Annotated in this window: 27 protein-coding genes; 23 read left to right on the top strand and 4 right to left on the bottom strand. The window is 39.5% G+C overall.

What is annotated here, in order from left to right; all coding sequences use genetic code 11:
• Positions 1–125: 125 nt before the first annotated feature.
• Positions 126–368: a hypothetical protein gene (locus tag I7X29_RS11055; RefSeq protein WP_225883731.1), complete on the top strand. Its 243-nt coding sequence runs from the start codon at positions 126–128 to the stop codon at positions 366–368.
• A gap of 213 nt (positions 369–581) precedes the next feature.
• Here the strand turns inward: I7X29_RS11055 and I7X29_RS11050 are convergent, their stop codons facing one another.
• The 3 genes from I7X29_RS11050 to I7X29_RS11040 form a co-directional block, all read right to left on the bottom strand.
• Positions 582–1,232: a hypothetical protein gene (locus I7X29_RS11050; protein WP_198474707.1), complete on the bottom strand. Its 651-nt coding sequence runs from the start codon at positions 1,230–1,232 to the stop codon at positions 582–584.
• A 16-nt stretch (positions 1,233–1,248) separates the two neighbouring features.
• Positions 1,249–3,414: a ferrous iron transport protein B gene (gene feoB, locus I7X29_RS11045; protein WP_198474705.1), complete on the bottom strand. Its 2,166-nt coding sequence runs from the start codon at positions 3,412–3,414 to the stop codon at positions 1,249–1,251.
• Between the two features lie 137 nt (positions 3,415–3,551).
• On the bottom strand, positions 3,552–3,821 hold the full coding sequence (locus I7X29_RS11040; RefSeq protein ID WP_198474703.1) for a FeoA family protein: 270 nt from the start codon (positions 3,819–3,821) through the stop codon (positions 3,552–3,554).
• Positions 3,822–3,991: 170 nt separating this feature from the next.
• Between I7X29_RS11040 and I7X29_RS11035 the strand changes: the two genes are divergently transcribed.
• The 22 genes from I7X29_RS11035 to I7X29_RS10930 all read left to right on the top strand — a co-directional run bounded on the left by I7X29_RS11035 (position 3,992) and on the right by I7X29_RS10930 (position 25,622).
• Complete coding sequence (locus I7X29_RS11035; protein ID WP_198474701.1) at positions 3,992–5,221, top strand: M23 family metallopeptidase; 1,230 nt, start codon at positions 3,992–3,994, stop codon at positions 5,219–5,221.
• A gap of 14 nt (positions 5,222–5,235) precedes the next feature.
• Entirely contained in the window at positions 5,236–5,970 is a 735-nt protein-coding gene (locus I7X29_RS11030; protein ID WP_198474699.1) for a DNA cytosine methyltransferase, read from the top strand.
• Between the two features lie 74 nt (positions 5,971–6,044).
• Positions 6,045–6,215, top strand: coding sequence for a hypothetical protein (locus tag I7X29_RS11025; RefSeq protein WP_198474697.1), 171 nt, complete (start codon positions 6,045–6,047; stop codon positions 6,213–6,215).
• Positions 6,212–6,769 (top strand): GNAT family N-acetyltransferase, encoded by a 558-nt coding sequence (locus tag I7X29_RS11020; RefSeq protein WP_198474694.1) that lies wholly within the window; start codon positions 6,212–6,214, stop codon positions 6,767–6,769. Before I7X29_RS11025 ends, I7X29_RS11020 begins: the two co-directional genes overlap by 4 nt.
• Before the next feature lie 49 nt (positions 6,770–6,818).
• On the top strand, positions 6,819–8,438 hold the full coding sequence (pgi, locus tag I7X29_RS11015; RefSeq protein WP_198474692.1) for a glucose-6-phosphate isomerase: 1,620 nt from the start codon (positions 6,819–6,821) through the stop codon (positions 8,436–8,438).
• A gap of 73 nt (positions 8,439–8,511) precedes the next feature.
• The gene (gene map, locus I7X29_RS11010) at positions 8,512–9,318 is read left to right on the top strand and encodes a type I methionyl aminopeptidase (RefSeq protein ID WP_198474690.1); all 807 of its coding nucleotides are present in this window, start codon (positions 8,512–8,514) and stop codon (positions 9,316–9,318) included.
• Between the two features lie 244 nt (positions 9,319–9,562).
• Positions 9,563–9,835 (top strand): hypothetical protein, encoded by a 273-nt coding sequence (locus tag I7X29_RS11005; RefSeq protein ID WP_198474688.1) that lies wholly within the window; start codon positions 9,563–9,565, stop codon positions 9,833–9,835.
• Positions 9,798–10,115, top strand: coding sequence for a type II toxin-antitoxin system RelE/ParE family toxin (locus I7X29_RS11000; RefSeq protein WP_198474685.1), 318 nt, complete (start codon positions 9,798–9,800; stop codon positions 10,113–10,115). Before I7X29_RS11005 ends, I7X29_RS11000 begins: the two co-directional genes overlap by 38 nt.
• Before the next feature lie 30 nt (positions 10,116–10,145).
• Entirely contained in the window at positions 10,146–11,309 is a 1,164-nt protein-coding gene (locus I7X29_RS10995; RefSeq protein WP_198474683.1) for a sugar-binding protein, read from the top strand.
• 31 nt (positions 11,310–11,340) lie between these two features.
• A complete protein-coding gene (gene aspS / locus I7X29_RS10990; protein WP_198474681.1) occupies positions 11,341–13,095 on the top strand; it encodes an aspartate--tRNA ligase in 1,755 nt (584 codons plus the stop codon).
• A 105-nt stretch (positions 13,096–13,200) separates the two neighbouring features.
• Positions 13,201–14,556, top strand: coding sequence for a WD40/YVTN/BNR-like repeat-containing protein (locus I7X29_RS10985; protein WP_225879531.1), 1,356 nt, complete (start codon positions 13,201–13,203; stop codon positions 14,554–14,556).
• A 170-nt stretch (positions 14,557–14,726) separates the two neighbouring features.
• A complete protein-coding gene (locus I7X29_RS10980) occupies positions 14,727–15,305 on the top strand; it encodes an outer membrane beta-barrel protein (protein ID WP_198474680.1) in 579 nt (192 codons plus the stop codon).
• 589 nt (positions 15,306–15,894) lie between these two features.
• On the top strand, positions 15,895–16,632 hold the full coding sequence (locus I7X29_RS10975; RefSeq protein ID WP_198474678.1) for a tRNA threonylcarbamoyladenosine dehydratase: 738 nt from the start codon (positions 15,895–15,897) through the stop codon (positions 16,630–16,632).
• 130 nt (positions 16,633–16,762) lie between these two features.
• Positions 16,763–17,398, top strand: coding sequence for a peroxiredoxin (locus I7X29_RS10970; RefSeq protein ID WP_198474676.1), 636 nt, complete (start codon positions 16,763–16,765; stop codon positions 17,396–17,398).
• A gap of 68 nt (positions 17,399–17,466) precedes the next feature.
• Positions 17,467–17,778: a thioredoxin family protein gene (locus tag I7X29_RS10965; RefSeq protein WP_002681786.1), complete on the top strand. Its 312-nt coding sequence runs from the start codon at positions 17,467–17,469 to the stop codon at positions 17,776–17,778.
• A complete protein-coding gene (locus I7X29_RS10960; protein WP_088593360.1) occupies positions 17,759–18,016 on the top strand; it encodes a DUF6952 family protein in 258 nt (85 codons plus the stop codon). Before I7X29_RS10965 ends, I7X29_RS10960 begins: the two co-directional genes overlap by 20 nt.
• Positions 18,017–18,291: 275 nt before the next feature.
• A complete protein-coding gene (locus I7X29_RS10955; protein ID WP_198474674.1) occupies positions 18,292–19,002 on the top strand; it encodes a porin family protein in 711 nt (236 codons plus the stop codon).
• A gap of 402 nt (positions 19,003–19,404) precedes the next feature.
• A complete protein-coding gene (locus I7X29_RS10950; RefSeq protein ID WP_198474672.1) occupies positions 19,405–20,088 on the top strand; it encodes a porin family protein in 684 nt (227 codons plus the stop codon).
• A gap of 220 nt (positions 20,089–20,308) precedes the next feature.
• Positions 20,309–20,779 (top strand): lipocalin-like domain-containing protein, encoded by a 471-nt coding sequence (locus I7X29_RS10945; protein WP_198474670.1) that lies wholly within the window; start codon positions 20,309–20,311, stop codon positions 20,777–20,779.
• A 400-nt stretch (positions 20,780–21,179) separates the two neighbouring features.
• A complete protein-coding gene (locus tag I7X29_RS10940; RefSeq protein WP_009414267.1) occupies positions 21,180–22,214 on the top strand; it encodes an inorganic phosphate transporter in 1,035 nt (344 codons plus the stop codon).
• A gap of 222 nt (positions 22,215–22,436) precedes the next feature.
• Entirely contained in the window at positions 22,437–24,086 is a 1,650-nt protein-coding gene (gene gldJ / locus I7X29_RS10935; RefSeq protein ID WP_449507463.1) for a gliding motility lipoprotein GldJ, read from the top strand.
• 204 nt (positions 24,087–24,290) lie between these two features.
• Positions 24,291–25,622 carry a UDP-N-acetylmuramoyl-tripeptide--D-alanyl-D-alanine ligase gene (locus I7X29_RS10930; RefSeq protein ID WP_394368708.1) on the top strand — a complete coding sequence of 444 codons (1,332 nt, stop codon included), beginning with the start codon at positions 24,291–24,293 and terminating at the stop codon, positions 25,620–25,622.
• Positions 25,623–25,680: 58 nt separating this feature from the next.
• Here I7X29_RS10930 and I7X29_RS10925 read toward each other — a convergent pair whose 3' ends face one another.
• Positions 25,681–26,781: a methyltransferase gene (locus I7X29_RS10925; protein WP_198474664.1), complete on the bottom strand. Its 1,101-nt coding sequence runs from the start codon at positions 26,779–26,781 to the stop codon at positions 25,681–25,683.
• Positions 26,782–26,864: the final 83 nt, after the last annotated feature.

Raw genomic sequence — 26,864 nt, 5'->3', positions numbered from 1 at the left:
AAGGATGTTACCGAGATGTTTTTTTGTAAGGTCTAATGAAGAAAAAGTTCTAAATAATGAAACTATATAAAATTGTATTTTTATTTTGGATTTACAATATTGTTGCGATATTTCAGTTTTCTTGGATGACTGGAAATTGGTTTGACACAGAAGATTTGATGCAACGAATGGATTATGAAATATACAAACCACCTTTGTGGCAATATCAAGTGTATTACATATTGCTTGGGGTGTATGTAGTGATTTGTTCTTTGTTATTATACCTTTGGCAAAAGAAGATAAGAGATACTGATAGGGCAATCATTGTTTGGGTGTTACATATTATATGGGTATTATTTTTTATATTAGGCTGGATAATTGCTATTTAAAAATATGTTTTTGTTCTACAACACTTGTGAAGCTATAAATCTTTTATTACAATATGGGTCAAGAGTTGAAAAATAATAATCCTTGATTAACAGAATGTTGTTGCTTTTACATCGCATCTCTCTCTTTGAAGGAAGTCCGCGAGAGAGGTGGATGTTTTAAATCCGATGATGGTAACACTTTGCCGAGCTAATTGTTCATTAACTATTAACCTTTTATTCTTCTGAAATACCGTAAATTTCATTTAAACACGCTTTAAATTCTGCTTTAGAATGAATTTCTTTCTCAAAAAGGACTGTTCCATTATCAGCACTCAAAGTGATGTATTTCCCTTCTGGTCCTCTTCTATAAGGTGCTGGAATACAAATAACATAAACAGGTTTTTGATGATTTGCTCTACGAACGTCTAACTTCAAGGAGACATCCATCAAATCGAGATGGAATTTCTGTTTGCAAATAGTTTTTAGCTCATCAATAGATATTTTATAAGGGGCATCCCAATCTTCTTCTTTAGTAATCTTCCCATTTGCGCCGTAATGATAGGTCTTCCCTACAAGCATATCATAAAAAAATGTAGTGCTTTTTATAAGTTTATTACTATGAACATCATACTGATACACATACCTATAAGGGTGTACAACACTGCTGAACATTATCTGTTTTATTCGTTCGTCTGTAAGTATTTGCACTTTATCATCTCCTTTTTGCAAATAAGTACTCGACCCTCCACAAAATACAGAAGTATCGGGTTGCCAATCTTTAAAACTTATTTTGCTAAAATCTTTCATTTTTTGAATCTGAAAAGGCTGGGCATTCCCTACTAAACTGAATGCTAACAATACTAAAAATAGGGTAACTTGTTTCATCTTTCTAATGTGTGTTTTAACCAAAAATTCGTGCGACGAGAAAACACACCACTATCCCATAGAGCACAGGCAACAGGGTAGCAATAAGTGTCCATTTCTTGCTGTGGGTTTCTTTGTAAATAGTGTAGATAGTCGTACTACAAGGGTTGTGTAACAAGCTGAAAAGCATTAAATTTACAGCCGTGAGGAGTGTCCATCCACCAGCGTATAGCAATACGCCTACTTGTGAGGTGGAGGCTTCCATAAGTACACCAGCCCCCTCGCCTACTGCTGTTTGCCCTAATACCATAGTGGTGAGCATTAGCACCGTAGGGATTACAATTTCATTGGCAGGAATAGCAACGATATAGGCGAGCAAAATCACTCCGTTTAAACCTATAAACACACCTATAGGGTCTAAGCCTTGTATAAGCCAAAGCGCAATGGGTTGCTGGGCTATTTGCAAGTTGCATATCAGCCATATCACTGCTCCTGCAGGGGCAGCAAACACAATAGCACGCCAAAGTACGATAATGGTTCTATCAATAAGTGAGGTGTAGAGTGTTTGAAAAAAACGCGGCGGACGATATGGCGGCAATTCCAATACAAAAAATGATGATTCTCCTTTGAGGAGGGTCTTGCTCAACAGCCACGAGGTGAGGAATGAAAATACTATGCCCAACACTGCTATGCCTATCACTGCGAGCATCGCAACTGTACCGCTCCACTGTTTGGGAACTAATGCTCCAATGAACAAGGTCGCAATAAGTATTTGGGTAGGCCAACGCCCATTGCAAAGCGAGAAGTTATTGGTGATAATGGCTATCAGTTTCTCACGCGGACTGTTGATAATACGTGTCGCTACTACCCCTGCAGCATTACAGCCAAAGCCCATACTCATTGTGAGGGCTTGTTTGCCGTGAGCGCCCGCGGTGCGGAAGAGCTTGTCGAGATTGAAAGCCACACGTGGTAAATAACCAAAATCTTCAAGAAGAGTAAACAAAGGGAAGAATATCGCCATTGGAGGCAACATCACCGAAATCACCCACGTGGTGGCTAAATACACCCCATCGATGAGGAAACCGCTGAGCCACCAAGGAAAGTGCAAGGCATTAGCTCCATTTTTCAAAAGCGGATAAAGCCACCCTACAAACACATCCGAAAGCCATTGTGAAGGATAATTAGCTCCGATGATAGTAATCCACAACACGCCTGCCAACAGCAGAAACATAATAGGGAAACCCCAAATTTTATGGGTAACTACCCTATCAATCGCACGATCGATACGGAAAGAACGCGCCGAAAAATCAGTACTCACCGAAGCGTTAATCAGCTTCGTAGCTTCAGCGTAAATTGCCTCTACCAAATCATTGCGGTAGGTATCGCCTAAAATCTTGTGATACTCATCGGCTATACGCAGCACTCGTGCTTGTTTTTCGGGATTATTTTCAGCTGAAAAAGTCCCTTCTTCCACGCCTTTTTGTACACTTTCATCACCTTCAATGAGTCGCATAGCAAGCCAACGAGTATTTGGCAAATCGGGGTTGAGTTCAGAAAGTGCCGATTGCAGTTCAGCAATAGCTTCAGCATTTTCTTTAGGAAGATCTATATAAGTCTGTTTTTTGGTTTGAAATTTACCGCTTACTACATCTTCAATAGCAAAAAGCAAATCGGCAATCCCTTCTTTAGTACGTGCTGAAGTCGCCACCACAGGAATACCCAAATCGCGAGAGAGTGTACGGGTATCTATCGTGATATGATGGCGGCGTGCCTCATCCATCAAGTTGAGACACAGTACCGCTTTATCTGTAATTTCAAGTATTTGTAATGCCAAGCTGAGATTGCGCTCTAATCGACTTGCATCTACTACGATCACCGTTACATCGGGTTTGCCAAAGAGGATAAAATCGCGCGCTACTTCCTCGTCTTCTGAGGTAGAGAGCAGCGAATAAGTGCCTGGCAGGTCGATAATGCGGTAACGCTGGTCGTGAAAGGAAAAACTCCCCTCAGCACGGGTAACGGTTTTGCCAGGCCAGTTACCTGTGTGCTGACGCAACCCTGTAAGCGCATTAAAAACGGTACTCTTGCCGGTGTTAGGATTTCCTGCAAGGGCGATAGTATAGTGGTAAGCACCCGCCTCCTCCCCTAAAGGTTTTAAGGAAGCTGAAGGATTAAGAGCACAAGTATCGCAAGTATTTTTCATAGTCATAACACAACAAGCCGTTAAATAGCTCGTTTGATTTATTCTTTTTTATTTATCTCTATTACTACACTTTGCCAAAGTTTCAGATTTTAGCAAAGTTGATTAGCTTGATTATTAATTATTTTTTTGAACAACCCCTATCCTCTATCCCTTGTTTCCTGTTGCTTGTTATCTGTTACCTGAATCAGCACACAAAGTGCATCACTCTTGCGTAAAGCAATTTGGGTATGATGAATAGTATAAGCAATCGGGTCGGCAAGCGGACTCACATTTTCTATCTTAATTTTTGAGCCGCGCACAAAGCCTAAGTCGAGTAAGCGTTGTCGCACTTCTTGTCGGCATTCAGGGGCAAATCCCACAATAACAGCTGTTTGTCCTATTTTTAAAGAGGCTAAAGTAAGAGTCATAAAAGGTTTATATAATTCAAAATATATTTTTAGACGAGCAAAATTACAAACTTTTAATGAATTGACAAAATATTTTTAGAAGCAAAATTGCTAATCGACAAATTTGCTAATTGACAAATTATTCTTACCTTTGGCGCATTATTTGCAATCTTTTTACTAAAACAATTAGAATGAAAAAAATATATTACCTTTCACTACTCAGCTCTCTATCACTTTTTACGGCTTGTGACCGCACCTCTAAAACCGAAAAAACTACTGCCTCTTCCACTACCGAAGCCCCTAAACCTCCCGTGTATGAGTTTGGCTTCAACCTCAACGACTACAACATTGTGAAAGACACCCTCAAACAAGGCGATACTTTTGGCAAACTCCTTGAAGAACAGCATATCGGTGCAAACGAAATCCATCATATTACCGAGGTAACTAAGGAATTTATCAAACCTAAGGATTTCCGCGTAGGGCATCCTTATGCTTTTTTATTCGACAAAAAACACCCCGATACACCTCATAGCTTCGTCTATCAACCCGATATTGTAAATTATATCGTAGTGCGACTCACCGATTCTATCCACGCTTATAACGCTGAACGAAAAGTTTCTATAAAAGAAAAAGCTATAAAAGGTGAAATTGAAAACAACCTTACTGTCGATGCACAAAATGCTGGAATTAGCCAAAATGCTACCTATCAATTAGGCCAAATATTCGATTATACTATCGACTTCTTCCGCTTGCAAAAAGGCGATAAATTCAAAATTATTTACGACGAACGCTATGTGGACGACACCATCTATGCAGGTGTTGAAAAAGTAAAAGCCGCTTATTTTGAATGGGGAGGTAAGGCGTATTACGCTTTCAATTTTACCACCGATTCTATCAAAGGTACAAATGGCTATTACGACGAGAACGGCAATATGATGAAACGTATGTTCTTAAAATCACCTTTGGATATCTTCCGTATTACTTCTAAATTTGGAATGCGTTTTCACCCTGTGCTTCACCGTATGAAAGGGCACTTCGGCACTGATTATGCCGCTCCTGCGGGTACCCCTATACGCGTAACTGCTGCAGGTACCGTGATAGAAGCAGGCTATAGTTCAGGCAATGGTAACTATGTGAAAGTGCGCCACAACAATATGTATACAACACAGTACTTACATATGTCAAAAATCTTAGCCCGTAAAGGGAAACACGTAGCTCAAGGTGAAGTGATTGGGCTGGTAGGAAGTACCGGTTTAGCAACAGGCCCTCACGTATGTTATCGCTTCTGGAAAAATGGCGTGCAAGTAGACCCCTTGAAAGAAAAACTACCTGACTCGGTGCCTATAGAGGCCAAGCTAAAAGCAAAGTATTTAGAGTTTATCAAACCTCTAAAAGAACAATTGGATAAATTAGGAAATTAAGTGGCTTAGCTATTATGAAACCTACTGAATTTAGATATTTTGACTTATTAGAAGAGGAGAAAATACCTACATACAAAATCTTGAGTATAGAAGCGTTTCAAAAAGAGATTGAGTTATTAGCATCACGTCCTAAAGTAATGTTGTTAGAAGGTAAGAAAGGGCTTTTGACCGATACAAAGGGAAAAACATTAAAGAAGTTTCTTTCTTTTCTTGAAGGTAAAGATTATCACACTTATTATCAACTAATGAGCCCTAAGGAGTATGCTGATATACCGATGGATAAAGAATCAGTTTTTATTGTTGTCTTAGACAAAATGAGTATAAAACAGCAGGAAGTGTTTCAGTTTCCAGAAAGAATGCCAACAAGTCGTACTATTAATGATTTTTTGGAAAAAGGTAAACAATGGGATTGCTATTATGTAGAGCTCAGTTCGGCTTTTTCAATAGAATTGATGAGAGAAATGAAGTGTAAAGATACTCTTTACCAAATAAAATCATCAAAAGTATATGCCCTGTTGCCTAATGCTAGTATATCATTACAAATGAGTGTTATAAAAAATACTTTTGTACGAGATGATTTTGGCATTCGTAGGCTTACTCCTCGAGAGATTTTTAATTTTCAGGGGTATTCAAAAAAATATGTTCTACCAAAGATTAGCGATACCCAATTATACACTCAAGCTGTTAAAAGTCCTAATTTGCGATTAATAAAAAGACTAAAAGAAGCAATAGATAGAGTGTATCATTAAGACAAGTTATTTTTCGTGTTCTGCGATTATTTTATACCTTTGCACTCTGAAACACAATCCAAAAACCAAAAACTATGGCAAGAGAAATAAAACCAACTCCCGTATTAGAAGGGCAAGATGTAATAGAGTTCTACAAGAAATTAGCAGGTTTTAAAGATAATTTTAAAAGACTGGGAATTAGTCGCGAAACTATCCGTAAAGACGCTGAAATGTTTAGAACTTTGTTTAAAAAGAAAGAAAAATGACACTGTTAGAGAGTTTACAAGATGTATCAGTACTTGTGCTTAGAGAAAACCATTCTATTAAACCTTTTGATTGTGAAGATGACGATTTGAATGAGTTCCTTTTTGAAGAAGCAATTCCTTATCGAAAAGAAAAACTTGCTACCACTTTTGTTGTTGAAAATAGTGAACATACTCTAGCTTATTATAGTTTACTAAATGATAGTCTGCAACTAAGGGAAGATATGTTCACTAGCAAAAGTCAGTTTAGAAAGTTTTTAAGAGAACTTATGCCTTATCCTAAACGACATTTAAAAACTATACCAGCTCTTAAGATAGGACGTTTAGCTATTGATAAGTCTTTTAAAGGCAAAGGGATTGGTAGAGTGATTATGAACACTATCATTGATGATTGTGTTGAATTGAATGACAGACACGCTTGTCGTCTCATTACTGTTGATGCCTACAGACAAGCAATACCTTTTTACCAAAGAATGGGTTTTGAATTTCTTTCAGATAATGATAAAGAGGACAATACCCGCTTAATGTTTCTTGATTTAGCTGACCTTGAAGAGTAAATTAACAACTAACTTTGATAACTAACAACTAATATAATTATATTTAAAAATGTTAAAAAATAGTAATCCAACACAAACCAATGCTTGGAAAGCATTGCAAAAACATTTTACTGAAGTAAAAGACCACCATACACTTTCTCTATTTGAGAAAGACCCTGCTCGCGGGGAGAAATTCACTATCAAATGGCACGACTTTTACGTAGATTATTCTAAAAACCGCATTGATGAGGAAACAATGAAACTCCTCGTGCAACTCGCTGACGAATGTCACCTTAAAGATGCTATCGAAAAGTACTTCGGTGGCGACCTTATCAACAACACCGAAAAACGCGCCGTATTGCACACTGCCCTTCGCGCGCCCGAAAACAGTGTGATAAACGTAGATGGCAAGAACGTAATGCCCGAAGTAGTAGCTGTAAAACACAAAATCAAACAGTTCAGCGAAGAGGTCATCAGTGGCAAACGCAAAGGTTATACCGGTAAAGCCTTTACCGATGTGGTGAATATCGGTATCGGTGGCTCTGACCTCGGTCCGGCAATGGTAACTGAGGCGCTTAAATTCTATAAGAATCACCTCAACGTACACTTCATCAGCAATGTAGATGGCGACCACGTGCTCGAAACTATCAAGCACCTCAACCCCGAAACTACCTTGATAGTGATTGTTTCTAAAACTTTTACAACACTCGAAACCCTTTCGAATGCGCTTACTGTAAAAGAATGGTTTCTCAAATCAGGCTCAGAAAAAGATATTGCTAAACACTTTGTAGCAGTATCTACTAACTTGCAAGAAATCGATAAATTCGGTATAGACCCTGATAATGTATTCCCTATGTGGGACTGGGTAGGCGGACGCTTCTCATTGTGGAGTGCCGTAGGTCTCAGCATTGCTCTATCGGTAGGTTACGACAATTTTGATAAGTTGCTCAAAGGAGCACACGCTATGGACGAGCATTTCCGCACAGCTCCTTTTGAGAAGAACATTCCAGTAGTCTTGGCATTGCTCAGCGTGTGGTACAACAACTTCTACGGATCCGAAAGTCAAGCGATCATTCCTTATACTCAGTATTTGCAACGCTTGGCAGCTTACCTACAACAAGGTATAATGGAAAGTAACGGTAAACAAACCGATCGTGATGGCAACGCTATCCCTTACCAAACTGGGGTAATCATCTGGGGTGAACCAGGAACGAACTCTCAACACGCGTTCTTCCAGCTCATCCACCAAGGTACTAAATTGATACCTACTGATTTCATTGGCTTTAAACACTCATTGCACGGCAATACCGACCACCATAACAAGCTAATGGCTAACTTCTTTGCACAAACCGAAGCTCTTTTAAAAGGTAAAACCGAAGCCGAAGTGCGTAAAGAAATGGGTGACAAGGTAAACGAAGCCTTAGTGCCTTTCAAAGTGTTTACGGGTAACCGCCCTACAACCTCTATCCTCATTGATAAACTCACCCCTGAAAGTTTGGGTAGCCTTATCGCAATGTATGAGCACAAGATATTTGTAGAAGGTGTGATTTGGAACATTTACAGTTACGACCAATGGGGCGTAGAGCTCGGCAAACAGTTGGCAAGCAAAATCCTTAAAGACCTTGCCACTTCCGAACTCTCTGCTCACGACAGCTCCACTACCAATTTATTAAAACAATTCAAAAAATAGAAATCTAATTACGAATGACGAGTTACGAATGACAAAACTTTCGTAATTCGTCTTTCGTAATTCGTAATTACAAATGATTCACATTAGAACAGCCGAAGAAATAGAACTACTACACCAGGCAGCCCAAGTAGTATCACGCACTTTGGGGATAATGGCAAAAGAAGTAAAACCAGGGGTAACCACCCTATATTTAGATAAAATCGCCGAAGAGTACATCCGTAGTCAAGGGGCTATCCCAGGATTTTTGGGATTGTATGGCTTTCCTAATACCCTATGTATGAGTCCTAATGCGCAAGTAGTACACGGCATTCCTAACGACCGTCCGCTACAAGAAGGCGATATCATCTCAATAGATTGTGGGGCTCTGAAAAACGGTTACTATGGCGACCACGCTTATACTTTTGAAGTAGGCGAAGTAGCCCCCGAAGTAAAAGAACTGTTGCGCGTAACCAAAGAATCGCTGTACATAGGTATCCGTCAGTTTCGTGCAGGCAACCGTGTAGGTGACGTTGGAAATGCCATACAGCAACACTGTGAGGCACACGGCTATGGAGTAGTGCGCGAACTCGTAGGACACGGCGTAGGTCGCAAAATGCACGAAGACCCCGAAATGCCTAACTACGGCAGACGCGGTAGTGGTAAAAAGTTTAAAGATGGAATGGTCGTGGCTATAGAGCCTATGATTAATATGGGTACCAAGAGCATACGCCAACTTAAAGACGGTTGGACAATCCTCACCGCCGACGGCAAACCTTCAGCCCACTTTGAACACGATGTAGCCCTCATCGAAGGCAAACCTAAATTGCTCTCCACCTTCAAATACATATATGAAGCCTTAGGTATTGAAAGCAATGAGGAGGATGAGTTTTTGCTCAATTAGATGAATGAACACCTTTATCCCCAATTTCTCTGACAAATCTGAATCTTACGTAGAGGTTTCAGAAGCTGAACTATGAAGGTTTAGAAGAGGCAAAAAAGGTATCTTTATTCCTCATAAAAAAGTAATGAAAGGATTACGAGAACTCATAGAGAAAGAAGCCTAAGAGAAAAAACCTTTGTCTATAAATTCTTACTAAAGAACTTGAAGTATATCAAAAATAATTGAATTTAAAAATACTAAAATTATGAGTACACTTATTATTAAACCACCTAAACATCTCTCATTGGAAAAGGTTAAAGCTGCTCTTGAAAATTTAGATTTTGAGATTGTTACTAATGAATACACCGAACCTTATGCAAAGGTTTCAGAAGCTGAACTACGCTCTATAGATGAAGGCTTAGAAGAGGCAAAAAAAGGTGTCTTTATTCCTCATAATGAAGTAATGAAAGGATTACGAGAACTCATAGAGAATTGGAAAAATGGAAGATCTAACGATTATTTGGTTGCCAAAAGCTAAAATTCAATTGTATGATATTTCGCTGTATTGGTTAGAAAAGACTCAATCAGAAAGTTATATTCTAAAATTAGAAGCTGAAATAGCTAAAATTTGTGAAATGCTTGAGTATAATCCAAGAATAGGAACAATAGTAGATAATAGAAAGGATGTAAGAAGAGTAATTGTACTTCGTAATTTTTCAATTTTTTACCAAATTATAGAACAAACACAAGTGATTGAAATCCTATCCTTCTGGGATAACAGAAATAACCCCGAGAAGTTAAATCTCAATAGAATATAAAAATAAATGAATTATTTAAATTTATCAACAATGAAAAAAGCCTTATTTTTAGTAGCAACTGCCGTCCTTACTTTAGTTTCTTGTGGAAAGAGCGACGACAATCCAACACCTGATAACCCTAATACCCCAATACCTAATAACCCTGAACCTCCTAAAACTACTGAGGTAAAGAGAATTAAAGAGGTAAAGATTACCTATTTAGATAGAAAAAAGAATTCTAATGATGACCCAATCTATTTTCTAAATGGGGAACCTAAATTTATTTATACTTTAAAAAATGGAGTCTTTGCTTATGAATATGATGCTCAGGGGCGCATTTCAAAATACACTTCTGATAAAGGAGGTGAACAAGTAACCTATGAATTTAGTTATCCTCAAGGAAAAATTATAGCAAATAGTGAAAAACAAAATTTTGAATTTCCTTTAGATGAGAAAGGTTACTTAAAAGTGACTGGCGGACATAATTATTTTAGTTATGATGAAAAAGGTCAGTTGTCTAAAATTGACAATAGTAAATTTATTTGGAAAGATGGCAATTTAACTGCTGAAACTTATACTTCTACTTCTTCAGGACAAGAAGAAATTCAAGGAATGAAATTTTCTTATTATCCTAACGAAAATAAGAATCGCTTTTTTATCTTCAACAACGAAGAAAGAGATGAAATAGATGTCTATACCACCTATTTTTATTTGCTAAATGCACTTCCGGTAGGTGTCCCTACTAAAAATATTTTGGAGTCTATCTCTCAATCTTATACGTACAAAAAGGAAAATGTATCGTATGCCACACTTATAAAATTTACTTATACCTATGATAAAGACGGCTATGTAAGTCGTATAATAGAAAATCGTTCTGGTGATGATGACGGACTAAGTATCTCTTCTGGTTCAACCTCAGATAAAGACATAGAAAAATTAGAAGCTCTAATTGCTAAAATAAAGGCAGGGACTATCAAAAATATGACTTACAAAGAGTTTACTAATGCCAATGGTACTTATAAGTTTAGTATCACTCATAAAGAGCATATTACCAAAGATTCTAAAGGCAAACCTATTGATGTAAAATACGAACAAGAGAGAGTTTATACCTTTTCTTATAAAGAAGAAAGTGGCAAGAGAAAGTATTTAGATAGAAAAGAAATAGTGTTTACCAAACAAGACGCCTCTACTATCTACGAAATCAGCTATTATTAAAAACTCAAAACTTATAACTAACAACAAATAAATGTACAGAACGCATACTTGTGGAGAGCTACGCCTCTCGCACGAAAAACAACAAGTAACCCTTAGCGGATGGGTGCAACGCATCCGCAACAAGGGATTTATGATTTGGGTAGACCTACGCGACCGCTATGGTATTACCCAGCTTATATTCGATGAAGAACGCACTGATAAAACAGTCTTTGAGCAGGCGAAAACCCTCTCACGCGAGGACGTGATTCAAATTCAAGGTACTGTGATCAAACGTGAGGCTGCCAATACAAATATCCCTACGGGAGAAGTGGAAATCCTCGTTACAGCACTCACCCTGCTCAACCATTCCGAACTTCCTCCTTTTACTATTGAAGATAATACCGATGGCGGTGAAGACCTCCGTATGAAGTACCGCTATCTCGATATACGCCGTACCCCCGTACGCGATAACCTTATTTTCCGCCACAAAGTGGGGATAATGGTGCGCAACTACCTATCCGAACAAGGCTTTATAGAGGTAGAAACCCCTGTACTTATCAAATCAACACCCGAAGGGGCTCGTGACTTTGTGGTGCCCAGCCGTATGAACCCAGGTGAGTTCTATGCCTTACCACAATCACCACAGACCTTTAAGCAACTGCTAATGGTAGGCGGATTAGACAAGTACTTTCAAATAGTAAAGTGTTTCCGCGATGAAGACCTCCGCGCCGACCGTCAGCCGGAGTTTACCCAAATAGACTGCGAAATGTCGTTTGTAGAGCAAGAGGACGTTATCCAAACCTTTGAAGGATTGGCAAAACACCTCCTCAAAGAACTCAAAGGCTTAGAGTTCGGGGCTTTCCCTCGTATGACTTATGCCGAGGCGATGAAAACTTACGGCAACGACAAACCCGATATCCGTTTTGGTATGAAGTTCGGCGAACTCAACGACCTCGCACAACACCGCGATTTCAAGGTATTCAACGAAGCCGAATTAGTAGTTGGTATTGCGGTACCTGGTGCCAACAGCTACACCCGCAAAGAGATTGACGCTTTGGTGGAATGGGTAAAACGCCCACAAGTAGGCGCTTCCGGAATGGTATATGTAAAATGCAATGAAGACGGCAGTTTCAAATCATCCGTAGATAAATTCTATAACGAGGACGACCTCAAGGCGTGGGCAGAGCGCACTGGCGCCCAAGCAGGCGACCTTATCTGCATCCTTTCAGGCAAGGCTAACAAAGTACGTGGGCAACTCAGCGCCCTCCGTATGGAACTCGCCGAGCGTATCGGCTTGCGCAAACCTGATGAATATGCTCCTCTATGGGTCGTAGATTTCCCTCTTTTGGAGTGGAGCGAAGAGGAAGAACGCTTCTTTGCGATGCACCACCCTTTCACCTCACCTAAACCTGAGGATATTCCGTTACTCGACAGCAACCCAGGTGCTGTACGTGCCAATGCTTATGACCTCGTGCTCAACGGTAATGAAGTAGGCGGTGGTTCTATACGTATCTTCAACCAAGAGTTACAAGCCAAGATGTTCCAGCTATTGGGCTTTACCCCCGAGCAAGCACAAGCACAATTTGGCTTCTTGATGAACGCTTTCAAATACGGCGCTCCACCTCACGGTGGCTTGGCTTTTGGCTTCGACCGATTAGTAGCACTCCTCGGCGGACAAGAAACGATACGCGACTTTATCGCTTTTCCTAAAAACAACAGCGGTCGCGATGTGATGATTGATGCCCCTTCGCCTATCGATGAGGCACAACTGAAAGAACTCAATATTCAATTGACAATTAACAATTGATAATTGACAAAAGGCTGTCGCAAACTAAAATTTGCGACAGCCTTTGTTGTGTTTACGAAAAATAATATTACTTTTGCAATGTAAAATGCTAAAAATAAAATGTATATGAAACAAGTTTTAAAAGCAGTAGGCTTAGTGCTCTTACTACTCACCTCTTGTAGTAAAGACGATTCTAACCCTAACAATGGAAACGGAAATGTTACCCCACCCGTAGAACAAAAAGCAATTGTTATCACTTCGTATAGCAAAAACTACGGCTATGCAGGTGATAGCGTAGATATTTTAGGCGAAAATTTTCCTAAAAAAGAACAATGTAAAGTAACTTTTGGAAATACTGAAGCTACTATCACCTCAGTTTCAGCCGATGGCAAGAAACTCACCCTTGTATTACCCCGCAGTAGTACCTATTTGCCAGAGTTGAAATTCTACTTTGGCGAAAAAACTGTGGTAGACAACAAAGTAACCAATGACTATGAACAAAAAATAGGTATCATTGATAAAGTCGTAGGACAATGGGTAAAAACTCAATGGGATGTAGCCAATGCTGAAGATTTATATAATGTAAAAACCCAAATCATAGGAGATTACATATATAGTACACAAGTACGGGATAAATCCTCTGGAAATATTGTGGTTTTTAGCAAAGATAATGGTATCACTTGGGAAAAATGGGCAAATACAGGTGTATGGAGTTATATTTCTGATTTTTATATTACCCCCTCTCACGAAGGTCTGAATGTGTATTTTAGTGTTGTATACAAAGTACCTATTGGAGGAACAAAAACTCCTAACCCTTTTATTAATAGTGGAAAAGAAATTTTTTACAAAGAAAATATTACTTTCAATAGAGTAATTTGTGATGATGAAATGAAAAATATCATTGTGGTCTCAATACATGGAGATGTCTATAAATCAACTAATGGGAAAGATTTTTATCCTATAAGAGAAGTTAATACAACCCGTCATCTTGTTGATTATCAATTTCTTGCTTTTAAAAGAGATGTAAACCATATATGGATTGGTGGATTGGATATCAAAAACGGAAATTACAAACCTAAAATACTATTCTGTAATGGTAATAATGAACAATGGACAGAATATGTATTTGAAAATGAATCCGATGGAAGTGGAAGGGCTGTCGATGTGAATTTCCCTACTAATCAAATAGGCTATTGTTTAATATCTGGATCAGTTAACAAAATATACAAGTCTACTGATGGGGGATATTCTTGGCAAAAATTACCTTTTGAAATTCCTATTGGTGTACGATCCTTAGCTTTTCAAAATGAAAATACGGGCTGGCAATCATTAGGCAAGGTTATCTACAAAACCACTGATGGAGGCAATACTTGGCAAAAAGAGTTTGAAGCCGAAAGCGATATCAAAAAACTTTACTATACTCAAAATGTGTTATACGCTTTTGCCGATGATGGTTTGCTATACCGCTACTATTTTAAATAGTGAATTTATAGGCTTAAAAGAAAATATCGATTTTTGTCTTAAAAACGGATTAGATATGGTAGTTTTTTGCCATTAGTAAAAGGCAAAAAACCAACTTTTTCGTCATTCGTAACTCGTATTTCGTAATTATTTCATATCTTTGCCTTTATAAACAATTAAAATTGAATTATATGAAAAAATTTTTATTGATGGTAGCTGTCGCTTTTTCAGCCGCTACCTACGCACAAACTGAAAAAGGAAACTGGATGGTAGGTTCTGATTTAGGACTTTCTTTCAATTCTGTGAAAACCACCCCTCGATACGATGGTAGAGCAGGTGACGATAGAACAGAAAACACTTTTAAATTCACTCCTAACATCAACTATTTCGTTATCAATAACTTGGCTGTGGGTTTAGGATTGAGTTATGAAAATACTACAGCAAAAGTAAGAAATAACGAAACTAAAAAGAATACTTTTATAATTGCTCCTAATGCTACTTATTTCTTCCCTATTGGCGGAAAATTAGCCCCTTTTGTAGGAGCAAAAGTAGGTTTTGCAAGTCAATCTGAAGGAAAAGACGATAGTCAAAAATACAGAGGTTTAACTTTAGGTGCTAAAGGTGGTATCGCCTACTTCGTAAACGAAGGAGCCGCCATTACTGGTTATTTAGGGTACGATTATTATCGCCTTACTCAGAAAAAAGACAACAAATACGAACAGCGTATAGGAAACTTCGGTGTTGGTATCGGTGTTGCCCTATTCTTCTAAGTAAAAACCATAAGGCTATCCGAAAAGTCTAAAATTTGATTTTACATCGCTATACTTTGCCAAAGTTTCCTGCCCGTATGACTCGCAACTTTGGCAAAGTTGACTACTCCGATAATCAATCGCTTTTAGGGTATGCTATGTAGGAAAGCCAGCGATAGCTGGGTATGTGCTGCAAACGCCCATTGTAAATGCTCATCACAAACGCTATTTGCAAACTCCTATTATAAACATCCAAACAAAAAACTTTTCGGACAGTTTTATTAAGTAACGTCAGTTCGATATAACAGAACATTGATTTACAGCTTTGTAACATAATATATTCACAAAATAATTCACCGTCAGGTGAAAATTCGTGAGATAATAAAAAATAAAGACTTTTATACACTCCCAAATTCGTGAAAATTCGTGAAATTCGTGGGAGATTTAAAACATTTTGCTGATTATTTAATAATTACTTACGTCGAACTCACGTTAAGTAGCAAAATATTTTTGAACTTCACAATATTATTCCTACCTTTGCACCGTAGAAAAATTGATACTATAAAATTGAGTACAAGCCTCTTCCATACCGAAGAGGCTTTTTTAAAATATGAACAATCACTGGTTAGAACGTACTGAACTATTAATCAAACAGCAAGGCCTCAACACCTTGCAAAAAGCACATATACTCATTGTAGGCTTAGGAGGCGTTGGCTCTTTTGCCGCCGAATTTATAGCCCGCGCAGGCGTAGGATCCCTCACAATTGTCGATGGCGATTGCGTCTCTCTATCTAATATCAATAGGCAGCTACCAGCCCTTCACTCTACCGTGGGCAAAAACAAAACCGATGTAATGGCTGCCCGCCTTTTAGACATCAACCCCCAACTCAACCTTACCGTAATACACGAATTCCTCACCCCCGAACGCGCTACCGAAATCGTAACCCCTCAGTTCGATTATGTAATCGATTGTATCGATAGCATCACCCCAAAGCTCAACCTCATTCTCTCTGCCAAACGCCAACGCGTGCGTTTAGTAAGCTGTATGGGAGCAGGAGGCGCCACCGATGTTTCCCAAATAAAAGTAGCCGACCTGATGAAAACCTATAACTGCCCATTGGCTAAATTTATACGCAAACGCTTGAAAAACGAGCGTATCCATTCGGGTATCAAAGCCGTATTCTCTTCCGAAATCGTTTCCAAAGACACTATGCAGCGCACCGAAGGCCTCGACTACAAAAAGTCATTCTATGGCACCATTAGTTTTATGCCCGCCGCTTTTGGCTTACACGCCGCCGCCACCGCCATCAATTATCTATTAAAAAGACCTTCAACACCTGAAACCTGACACCTGACACCTGACACCTATAACTAATCCCTATCTCTTCATAAAATCTTTCAATTAGAAAACTATTTACAATCTTCAAAAACATCCTACTTTTGCACCCGTAAAACAGAACATAAAAAAACAAGATAATATGTCATTTGTAGGAAAACAATTCCCCAATATCGAGGTAAACGCTATGAGCGACCTCGGCGATACATTCAAAATCAACGTGCTTTCTGAAGCCGTAAACAGTAAAAAGAAAGTACTTCTTTTCTGGTATCCTAAAGATTTTACTTTCGTATGCCCTACCGAACTCCACGCTTTCCAAGAAGCCTTAGCCGAGTTCGAAAAACGCAACGTAAAAGTAATAGGTGCCTCTTGCGACACTGCCGAAGTACACTTCGCGTGGCTCAACACCCCTAAAAACAACGGTGGTATTGAAGGCGTTACTTACCCTATCCTTGCCGATAGCAACCGTAACCTCGCTCGCATCTTAGGTATCCTCGACTCTCGCGAAATTTACGACGAAACTGCCGATGCTTACCTCCTCGAAGGTGACGATGTAACTTTCCGCGCTACTTACCTTATCGACGAAACAGGTAAAGTATTCCACGAAAGTATCAACGATATGCCTTTAGGTCGTAACGTAAAAGAGTACTTGCGCCTTGTAGATGCTTACACTCACGTACAACAACACGGCGAAGTTTGCCCAGCCAACTGGGAAGAAGGTAAAGACGCTATGAATGCCGACCGTAAAGGCGTAGCAAGCTATTTAGCTTCTCACTAAAAAACTGAAAAACTTGATCATTGTAAATATGCATTGACTAAAAAACTCAACACTATTTTTTCATCACTATGACAGAACTTACCCAAGATAATTTGCAAGAAATCATAGCCGCTAATCCCCTCGTATTCGTACAATTCGGCGCAGGATGGTGCGGTAACTGCAAAATCATAAAACCCAAATTCAAAAAGTATGCAGCCGAAACCCCCAATGCTACTTTTGTATATGTAGATGCTGAAGCTTTCCCCGAGTCACGCAAACTCGCCAAAGTGGATAACTTGCCTACATTTGCCGCTTTCAAAAACGGTAATTTGGAAAAACAATTGCAAACTAACAAAGCCGAACTCCTAAAAGAATTTATAGATGAGATTACCGGTAATTAAACATATCGTTCAGTTTATCGAGAACAACGACCAAGATTACGTGAATGAGACCATCGAAACTCTCGAAAATCTCATAGAATGCGAACAACTCAAAGATGAGGAGTTAGACGTAATTGGCGAATTGCTCTCCAATTTCTACGGAGCTATCGAAGTAGATGAACTCATCAAACAAGGTACTCCACAAAAAGAAGCCCTCAACACCTTTATGAAGCGCGTTGTAGGCTCTATCGACAAGTAAAATTATTATTATTTCTTTCACTAACTAAAAACGAAAAAGCCGTTCAGAGGGGTCTGAACGGCTTTTTCAATTCCCCAATTCTCTAATCCCTATTTGCTAATTCTCTAATTTGCTAATTTGCTAATTCTCTAATCCCCACCCTCTTACCTCTTACCTCTTATCTCTTACCTCAAAAAACTTTTGCATATCTCAAATATTTGTCGTAATCTTGCCCCCGAAATAAACAACGCACAACTAACCATCAAATAGTAATAACCAAATAAATATAAAAACAAATGAAAAAACTTTTTATCATTGCAGCAATGGCTGTAGCGGGAATCACCACCGCCAACGCCCAAGAATTCAAAGTAGGAGCTAAAGCAGGCTTCTTATTGTCCAATTTTTCTGTAGATGATTATTCATTTACAGAAGCAGGAAAAACATCTACTTCCAAACTAAACACCGCTTTCCGACCTGGTTTTCACTTTGGAGCTTTTATTGAATACGGCTTCAACGAAAAAATATGGGTAGAAGCTGGAGTAGACTATGCTTTCCAAGGAGCCAATCTAAAATCAATTGAGGGTACTGTAATAAATGTTAGTGACGGAAGTCTTATTACTTCCAAGAAAGATAATATTAAAAATGGATGGGTTAAAACCCAGCAGTTTAACATCCCTCTTTGGGTGAAGTATGATATCAGTGGCTTCCGTCCTAAAGTAGGAGTAAACTTAGGATTCCTTTCAAAAGTTAAAGCAAATTCGGAAATTGAAGGAGCTCCAGCCGTTGAAAATACAATTAATGAATCTTTAACCCCTGATAAAAAATTCGACTTTGGTTTAGGATTTGGTGCTGAGTACAACTTGCCTATGGGACTCTTCTTTGATGCTACCTTCAATTTAGGTCTTACCAAACTGTCCACTAAAGAAAAAAATGATGACGGGACATATAGTGAAGGTAATAAATTCAAAAACCGCGTATTCCAAATTGGTGTAGGTTACAAATTCTAAAACTAAACCACACAAGTAATAATTACAAAAAGCTGCCTAAGGATTTAGACAGCTTTTTCTATAACAATCCCTCTATCTGAGATTATCCGAGATTCCCCCAGTTTCTCCGAGATCCTCCCAGTTTCTCCGAGATTCTCCTATTTTTTCCGAGACACTCCCCCCTCATCACAACATCACCGTCAGGTGAAAATTCGTGAGATAATAAAAAATAAAGACTTTTATGCACTCCCTATTTCGTGAAAATTCGTGTTTCACATACCCAGCTGCGCTAACTCGCTGGCTTTGTGGGAGATTAAAAATATTTTACTGATTGTTAAATAATTACTTACGCCGAACTCACATTAAAATAAACAATATACAACTAACGATCAAATAGTAATAACCAAATAAATATAAAAACAAATGAAAAAAATTTTTATCATTGCAGCAATGGCTGTAGCGGCAATCACCACCGCCAACGCCCAAGAATTCAAAGTAGGAGCTAAAGCAGGCTTCTTATTGTCAAGCGTTTCCGAACCTGAATATTCAATAATTGGTACAGGAACCGCTAAATTTAATACTGCTTACAGACCTGGTTTTCACTTTGGAGCTTTTATTGAATATGGCTTCAACGAAAAACTATGGGTAGAAGCTGGTATAGACTATGCTTTCCAAGGAGCCAATCTAAAATCACTTGAAGTTAGCGCTGGTCCCCTTTCTGGAAAAGTAGATTTAAACAGTAGTAGTAAATTGGCTATACAGCAGCTTAATGTCCCTCTTTGGTTTAAATACGATATCAATGGGTTCCGCCCTAAAGTAGGAGTAAACTTAGGCTTCCTATCAAAAGTAGAATTTGAAGCAGAGCCTGCTAATAACTCTAATTTTATTAGCAAACTTAATTACTCCCTTACCCCTGATAAAAACTTTGATTTAGGGTTAGGCTTTGGTGCTGAATACAACTTAGATTCAGGACTCTTCTTCGATGCTACCTTCAATTTAGGACTCACAGAGTTATCTACTAAAGATTACTCAAAAGATGGTAAAAATTGGGTTCCTATGAAATTCAAAAACCGCGTATTCCAAATTGGTGTAGGTTACAAATTCTAAAACTAAACCACACAAGTAATAATTACAAAAAGCTGTCTAAACCCTTAGGCAGCTTTTTCTATAACAATCCCTCTTCCAGTTTCTCCGAAACACTCCCCCTCCGAGATTCTCCTAGTTTCTCCGAGATTCTCCTCTCCCTCCGAGACACTCCTCCCTTATCACCGTCAGGTGAAAATTATTTTGTATCTTTGCCCCAAAATCAAATAAACACTCATTCAATATGAAAAATTTTTTAATAACTTTAGTAGCTATTACAAGCCTTATCGCTTGCAAAAGCAAAGACGACAACGATGCCCCTAACCAACTCATAGGCGGTTGGAAATTAGAATCTATCACTGAAGGTAATGAACTTCAAAAACTCACTGAATGTGAAAAAAATGTGATTATCTATTCAGCTACCGAAACCGAAGAGATATTTTTTAAAGAAGATAGCAATGGTAACTGTGTTTATAACAAGGACACCAGTATCGAAAAACGTCCCTACAGAGTACGTGGTAATATCGTTACCGCTACAAACCCCGCTATCCAACAAGATTACTCAGCAGAGTTTGCAATCAATGGCAACAAACTTACTATCAAAGTAGAAGGAGAAGCTAAAACAGGCGGTAAAATAATCATCTCTTCAGTATTTCGCAAACTCTCCCCACAAGAACTCACCGAAATAGAAAAATTAAAAAATCTAAAACCTTAGGCAGCTTTTTCTATAACAATCCCCCTCCGAGACACTCCTAGTTTCTCCGAGATTCTCCGAGACACTCCTAGTTTCTCTCCCCTCAAGATTTTTTCAAAAAATCACAACTCATTAATTATCAATACATAACAATCACTACCACTGTTAAACTTTTGTTAAACCATCAAATTATTTTGGTATTTCAAAAAAACGCCGTACCTTTGCCAACGCAATGAGGGTGGTAGCTCATTGTAAAACTTCAAATAATAGTTTTCATAATTTAAAGTTTTGGTTGGTTAATGGAAAAGTCCGATAGCAATATCGGGCTTTTTTCTTTTTATTAACCGTTAATTGATAATTCTTAATTGTTAATTGATAATTATTTTGTACTTTTGCCTCGAATATACAATATAAAAGCAAAATGACCCCTATATACAACCAGTTACTCATCCCCTTCCTCACTGCAATGGCTGTAGCAATTACTATGGGAGGTAGTGGCACTGCTCCTGCTTTCTCAGCCAGCTATGGCGCTAATGTGATTAGGAAGTCTATCATTCCAGGGCTTTTTGGGATAATGGTGTTTGTAGGTGCTTTTATAGCAGGTAAAAAAACAGCTGGCACTATGGGCAGCGGCATCCTACCTTCAGAGTTTATGGACTTCACCGTCGTCTCTATTGCCCTATTTTCCATAGCTGTAACAATGCTCATCTCTAATATATCAGGCATCCCCCAATCCACCAGCCAAGCAGCCGTGCTCGCTTTAGCCGCCCCTGCTTTGTATTTCGGTAGGTTAGACACCCATAACCTCTTTGTCGAAATCATCCCCGCTTGGTTTATACTGCCCATCATATCCTATTTCCTCAGCTTCTTCGCTGGGAAATATATATACCAACCTATGCGCCGTCGCGGACTCACCATTCAGCGCGCTCAAAATGAGAACAAACGCCATATATGGGACATCGTGTTAGTAATAATGGCTCTCTATGTATCGTTTGCCATAGGCTCTAACAACGTTGCCAATGCCGCCGGCCCCCTCTATACGATGACCATCAACGAGCTACACATCCGCGAAAGCGATCATATCGTCATCCTAATGCTCGCCACCTTAGTAGTAGCCCCCTGTTTCGGTATTGGTGCTTCCCTATTTGGGCATAAAATACTCAAAAATACCGGTAAGGAAATTATCCTCTTTGGCAAGTTCGAAGCTGTAATCATCGCCTTCATCTCAGGTAGCCTACTCCTGCTCGCCTCAGTGGTAAAAGGTATACCAACCTCCTTAGTACAAGTAAATGTAGCAGCTATTTTAGGTATAGGCGTCGCCAAAATGGGACACAAAAATATATTTCGCAAAACCCAAGTAAAGCGATTTTTCACAATGTGGATGATTGCTCCTGTTATATCCTTTTTACTCTCTCTACTGTTGATTTTTTTAGCAGATAAAGCCAATTTGCTCTAATAAAATACTTAAAGAATTGTTAAAAAACAGACGAAATGCCTTGTGAATGAGTAAAATCTACCAAAGTGGAAAAGATATACAACTAATTATAAATCAACAGTATACTAAAATGTATAAAATATTTTAATATTAATATAGCGTTAAAATACTAAAACAAGCATACTATATTCAAAAAAAGTAGTATCTTGCGCCCGAATTTTTATGCTAACAAGTGTTTTTACTATGAAAAGAAGTTTATTAAGAATCCCTATTTGCATAGCTCTTACAGGCTTATTGCTCACCAGCTGTGGAGGCAAAAAGTCTGATAGAAATGTATCAAGTGCAACAGGATGGAGAATCAATGCTAAAGAAGGCGGATTCCAATACAACACCGATTTCAAAGATCAAGAAACCGGTCCTGGGCTTGTGCTTATCGAAGGTGGTACTTTTACTATGGGGCAAGTGCAAGATAACGTGATGCACGATTGGAATAACACTCCAACTCAACAACACGTACAATCCTTCTATATGGATGAAACTGAGGTAACCAACAAAATGTATATGGAGTACCTCGATTGGCTCAAACGTGTGTTCCCTCCCGATCAAGAGCAATACCGAAATATATATATAGGTGCGCTCCCCGATACTTTGGTATGGAGAGGCCCCTTGAGCGCTAACGAAGCTATGGTAAACAACTACTTGCGCCACCCTGCTTATGCCGAGTATCCCGTAGTAGGTGTAAACTGGGTTCAAGCAGTACAATTCAGCTCTTGGCGTACCGACCGCGTGAATGAGGCTATCCTCGAACGCGATGGTTACCTCGCCCGTGATGCTCGTTACCAAGTTGATGCGCAAAGTACTTTCAGTACCGATACCTATCTCAATGCCCCTACTCAAACTTATGGCGGTAAAATAGCCGGCGAAATGGGCGGTAAAAACACCAATAAAGATGGTGAACCAAGCTACGCTAAACAAACCAGTGGTGTGCTATTGCCCGAATACCGCCTCCCTACCGAAGTAGAATGGGAGTACGCCGCTAAATCACTCAACGGTATCCGTGAGTACAACTCTTTACAAGGTAGAAAAAAATACCCTTGGGATAGCCAATACACCCGCTCTACTAAACGTAGCACTCGTGGTGAACTCTTGGCTAACTTCAAACAAGGTAAAGGTGACTACGGCGGATTAGCTGGTTGGTCAGACGATAAAGGTGATATCACCGTAGCTGTAAAAACTTACCCACCTAACGACTTCGGTTTGTATGATATGGCTGGTAACGTTGCCGAATGGGTAGCCGACGTATATCGTCCTATCGTCGATGATGAAAAATCCGACTTCAACTACTACCGTGGTAACGTGTATATGAAACACGCTATAGGTGAAGATGGCAAACAAATCGTAGTAACTCCTGAATCAGTAAAATACGATACCTTTCCTAACAGAAAAATCATCGCTCGTAACCTCCCTGGTAACTTGGCTACTGTGCCAATCGACTCTAACGAAACTTACTTGCGTTACAACTTCACACACGCCGATAACCGCAGTTACAACGACGGTGAAAAATCTTCAACTCGTAACTTCCGCAACCAAGGTGGCTTAATGGCTCCAGGTGCTGAGTATACTAACTCTATGTACAACGCCCCTCGCCCTAAAAAACCAGGAAGTGAACTCAATGGTAAAGATTACGACACCTCTAACGACCGTACTTCTCTCATCGACGACGAAGTTCGCGTATTCAAAGGAGGTTCTTGGAGAGACCGCGCTTACTGGATCGACCCAGCTCAACGCCGATTCCTCCCTCAATACATCGCTACCGATTACATCGGATTCCGTAATGCTATGAGTCGTGTAGGTTCTAAATCTAAAACTAATCACCGTACTCCTAAAGGATAAATTTTTAAAACTAATATAGAAAAGTGCTGCAAATAGTAATGTTTGCAGCACTTTTTCTATTATACCTTTCTTTATAATATCTACAAAGTCATATTGGTGTTACTACACTTTGCTAAAATTTTCTGCCTGCACAGCTCACACTAACAAAAAACTTTTGTACTTTTGCATCACAACTGTTAATTATTAATTGTCAATTATTCATTGATGAAAAATCTTTACCAAAAATTCCTCGCCTCTACAGGCGTTTCTACCGATACCCGCAATATTGCTGAAGGTAGTATTTATTTCGCACTAAAAGGGGCTTCTTTCAACGGAAATACCTTTGCCGCCGAAGCCCTCGAAAAGGGAGCTCAATATGCCGTAATCGATGAGGTTGCTTATCAAACTTCTGATAAAATGATCTTGGTTAGCGATGTACTCACTACCCTACAAGAACTCGCTACCTATCATCGTAACACCCTCAAAACTCTCGTGATAGGCATCACCGGTAGCAACGGCAAAACCACTACCAAAGAACTCATCAAATCTGTTTTATCACAGCAGCTGAACGTAGTAGCCACTCAAGGCAACCTCAACAACAATATAGGGGTGCCACTCACTCTGCTTTCTATCAAACCCGAAACCGATATCGCTATTGTAGAAATGGGCGCCAATCACCCTGGCGAAATCGCTTTCCTCTGTAATATCGCCCAACCCGATTATGGCTATATCACTAGCATTGGCAAAGCGCATTTGGAGGGATTTGGCTCTTTCGAGGGCGTTATACAAACCAAAGGCGAACTCTACGACTACCTCAAAGCTCACCAAAAAACTATCATCGCTAATGCCGATAATCCTATTACCGAAGCCCTCTTAGCCGATTATCACAACGAGTATAGTTTCGGGGTAGGTAAAGGGGTGAATGTAGCCGTACAGTGTTTGGGCACTCAACCCGTAACCATACAATTTGAAGATGCCTCCACACAAACTACCGAAGAAGGGGAAAAGGTTGTAATAGAAGGGTTTACCGATGCTCCTACCATAGCAACTTCACATTTAGTAGGCAGCTACAATTTCACCAATATAGCCGCTGCAGTAGCTTTCGGCAAATTTTTCAAACTCTCTAACGAGGCTATAAAAAGAGGTATTGAAGCCTATATCCCGCAGAATAACCGCAGTCAGTTGGTGCAATGGGGCAGCAATACCGTATTGCTCGATGCTTACAATGCCAACCCCAGCAGTATGGCCGCTGCTATCGACAATTTGCTTACAATGAGTGACGAGAAGAAGAAAGTACTCATTTTAGGGGATATGTTTGAATTAGGAAACTACGCTGCAGAAGAACATCAGCGTATAGTAGATAAACTTAAAAATTATGAGTGGGAAGGCGTATATTTGGTAGGGAGTAACTTTGCTAAAACCCAAAGCCCTTATCCGCAATACGAAACTTTCGAGGCTTTCAAAGAGGTCTTCCCTACCCTATCGTTCAACAATTGCCTACTCCTTATCAAAGGCTCACGCGGAATGGCGTTAGAACGTTTAATTCAGGTAAAATAGGTTACAAGTTATAACACTTTATCAAAGTCCAAGGACTTTGACAAAGTCTCTTCATTCACTATTCACTTTTTTTCTTCACTTGAAAAAGCGTGTGGCTATTGCCGCTGCCTAAGTTATCATAGATAGCACTTACTTCCAATCCGGCGCGTTCCACACAGCGTATCATATCACCTGAGTAGTACATCTTGCTGTTGCCATTTGCCATTGCGGTAAAGTAAACACTTATTTGGGTGAGGCAATATGCCCCTGTTTCGTGTTGTTGTCTATCCCAGTAGGCTTCGAGTATGTAAAGCGAGGTATGCTCATCCATTGCAGCTGCAGCACGACTGAGAATGCTCGTTACTTCATCTTCAGAAAAACAATCTAAAAACTGACTCATCCATATTGCATCAAATCCTTTAGGGAAAGGCACCGATGCGTCTAAGAGGTTTGCAGGGTGTCCGGCAATGCGTTCAGCACCTGCTTTGCCAGCGGTATTGGCTTTCATCAACCCTAATTGTTGAGGCAAGTCCATAATGGTTACCTGCACATTGGGGTTGTACTCCACTGTTCTCAAGGCAAATCTACCGGTATTGCCGCCCACATCGAGCAAGGTTTTCACGGGTTGCTTGAAAACGATGTTCAAAGCATCGTCAAACGAATAATCAGAATAATAATGATCGAAGGCGAACCATTTTTCTTGGGCTTTAGGAGGCAGTTGTGAAAGTCCCTCGTAGATAGTAGGCCAAGAGCCAAATACTTTTAATCCTGAAGGTTTGCCCTCGGTAAGAGCCTCTTCGAGGTGGAATAAGCCTTCGTAGCACACCTCTTGTATAAACTCCATATTCACGCGTGTTGTTTTGTCGCGTAACAAAAACCAACCTGCTTTGGTGATAGAAAATCGGTCGTCGTTACTCACAATTACGGTACCTATAGAGAGTGATGCCTCCAAAAGTATTTTCACTGCGTAGTCGCTGAGCTTTGTTTGAGCGGCAACTTCAGCCATTGTAAGACCGTTAGGGGCGTTGCATAACGCTTCCAAAACGCCAAATTTTACCATTAGTTGGGAGATTTGAAAAACAACAGGTCCAAAAGCGATTTCTTGAGCCAAACGCTGAGCCTCAAGGGCTGTTCTCTGTTCTTTAGTGTATTGTTTCTCTAATGCAGGAGTTAAATTCATAAAAGGGTAATGTGTTAATCAGAATCAAGTCGCAAAGATATAAAATAATTACGAATTACGAAGTACGAATGACGAAATATATA

This window comes from Capnocytophaga periodontitidis (assembly GCF_016126015.1).
Classification (GTDB): domain Bacteria; phylum Bacteroidota; class Bacteroidia; order Flavobacteriales; family Flavobacteriaceae; genus Capnocytophaga; species Capnocytophaga periodontitidis.
This window is presented reverse-complemented; position numbering and strand designations above follow the sequence as displayed.

What these genes read in the sequence shown, in the direction of transcription:
- I7X29_RS11055 (WP_225883731.1), top strand. Translation starts at nt 126, where the DNA reads ATGACTGGAAATTGGTTTGACACAGAAGATTTGATGCAACGAATGGAT.
- I7X29_RS11050 (WP_198474707.1), bottom strand. Translation starts at nt 1,232, where the DNA reads ATGAAACAAGTTACCCTATTTTTAGTATTGTTAGCATTCAGTTTAGTA.
- feoB (WP_198474705.1), bottom strand. Translation starts at nt 3,414, where the DNA reads ATGAAAAATACTTGCGATACTTGTGCTCTTAATCCTTCAGCTTCCTTA.
- I7X29_RS11040 (WP_198474703.1), bottom strand. Translation starts at nt 3,821, where the DNA reads ATGACTCTTACTTTAGCCTCTTTAAAAATAGGACAAACAGCTGTTATT.
- I7X29_RS11035 (WP_198474701.1), top strand. Translation starts at nt 3,992, where the DNA reads ATGAAAAAAATATATTACCTTTCACTACTCAGCTCTCTATCACTTTTT.
- I7X29_RS11030 (WP_198474699.1), top strand. Translation starts at nt 5,236, where the DNA reads ATGAAACCTACTGAATTTAGATATTTTGACTTATTAGAAGAGGAGAAA.
- I7X29_RS11025 (WP_198474697.1), top strand. Translation starts at nt 6,045, where the DNA reads ATGGCAAGAGAAATAAAACCAACTCCCGTATTAGAAGGGCAAGATGTA.
- I7X29_RS11020 (WP_198474694.1), top strand. Translation starts at nt 6,212, where the DNA reads ATGACACTGTTAGAGAGTTTACAAGATGTATCAGTACTTGTGCTTAGA.
- pgi (WP_198474692.1), top strand. Translation starts at nt 6,819, where the DNA reads ATGTTAAAAAATAGTAATCCAACACAAACCAATGCTTGGAAAGCATTG.
- map (WP_198474690.1), top strand. Translation starts at nt 8,512, where the DNA reads ATGATTCACATTAGAACAGCCGAAGAAATAGAACTACTACACCAGGCA.
- I7X29_RS11005 (WP_198474688.1), top strand. Translation starts at nt 9,563, where the DNA reads ATGAGTACACTTATTATTAAACCACCTAAACATCTCTCATTGGAAAAG.
- I7X29_RS11000 (WP_198474685.1), top strand. Translation starts at nt 9,798, where the DNA reads ATGGAAGATCTAACGATTATTTGGTTGCCAAAAGCTAAAATTCAATTG.
- I7X29_RS10995 (WP_198474683.1), top strand. Translation starts at nt 10,146, where the DNA reads ATGAAAAAAGCCTTATTTTTAGTAGCAACTGCCGTCCTTACTTTAGTT.
- aspS (WP_198474681.1), top strand. Translation starts at nt 11,341, where the DNA reads ATGTACAGAACGCATACTTGTGGAGAGCTACGCCTCTCGCACGAAAAA.
- I7X29_RS10985 (WP_225879531.1), top strand. Translation starts at nt 13,201, where the DNA reads ATGAAACAAGTTTTAAAAGCAGTAGGCTTAGTGCTCTTACTACTCACC.
- I7X29_RS10980 (WP_198474680.1), top strand. Translation starts at nt 14,727, where the DNA reads ATGAAAAAATTTTTATTGATGGTAGCTGTCGCTTTTTCAGCCGCTACC.
- I7X29_RS10975 (WP_198474678.1), top strand. Translation starts at nt 15,895, where the DNA reads ATGAACAATCACTGGTTAGAACGTACTGAACTATTAATCAAACAGCAA.
- I7X29_RS10970 (WP_198474676.1), top strand. Translation starts at nt 16,763, where the DNA reads ATGTCATTTGTAGGAAAACAATTCCCCAATATCGAGGTAAACGCTATG.
- I7X29_RS10965 (WP_002681786.1), top strand. Translation starts at nt 17,467, where the DNA reads ATGACAGAACTTACCCAAGATAATTTGCAAGAAATCATAGCCGCTAAT.
- I7X29_RS10960 (WP_088593360.1), top strand. Translation starts at nt 17,759, where the DNA reads ATGAGATTACCGGTAATTAAACATATCGTTCAGTTTATCGAGAACAAC.
- I7X29_RS10955 (WP_198474674.1), top strand. Translation starts at nt 18,292, where the DNA reads ATGAAAAAACTTTTTATCATTGCAGCAATGGCTGTAGCGGGAATCACC.
- I7X29_RS10950 (WP_198474672.1), top strand. Translation starts at nt 19,405, where the DNA reads ATGAAAAAAATTTTTATCATTGCAGCAATGGCTGTAGCGGCAATCACC.
- I7X29_RS10945 (WP_198474670.1), top strand. Translation starts at nt 20,309, where the DNA reads ATGAAAAATTTTTTAATAACTTTAGTAGCTATTACAAGCCTTATCGCT.
- I7X29_RS10940 (WP_009414267.1), top strand. Translation starts at nt 21,180, where the DNA reads ATGACCCCTATATACAACCAGTTACTCATCCCCTTCCTCACTGCAATG.
- gldJ (WP_449507463.1), top strand. Translation starts at nt 22,437, where the DNA reads ATGAAAAGAAGTTTATTAAGAATCCCTATTTGCATAGCTCTTACAGGC.
- I7X29_RS10930 (WP_394368708.1), top strand. Translation starts at nt 24,291, where the DNA reads ATGAAAAATCTTTACCAAAAATTCCTCGCCTCTACAGGCGTTTCTACC.
- I7X29_RS10925 (WP_198474664.1), bottom strand. Translation starts at nt 26,781, where the DNA reads ATGAATTTAACTCCTGCATTAGAGAAACAATACACTAAAGAACAGAGA.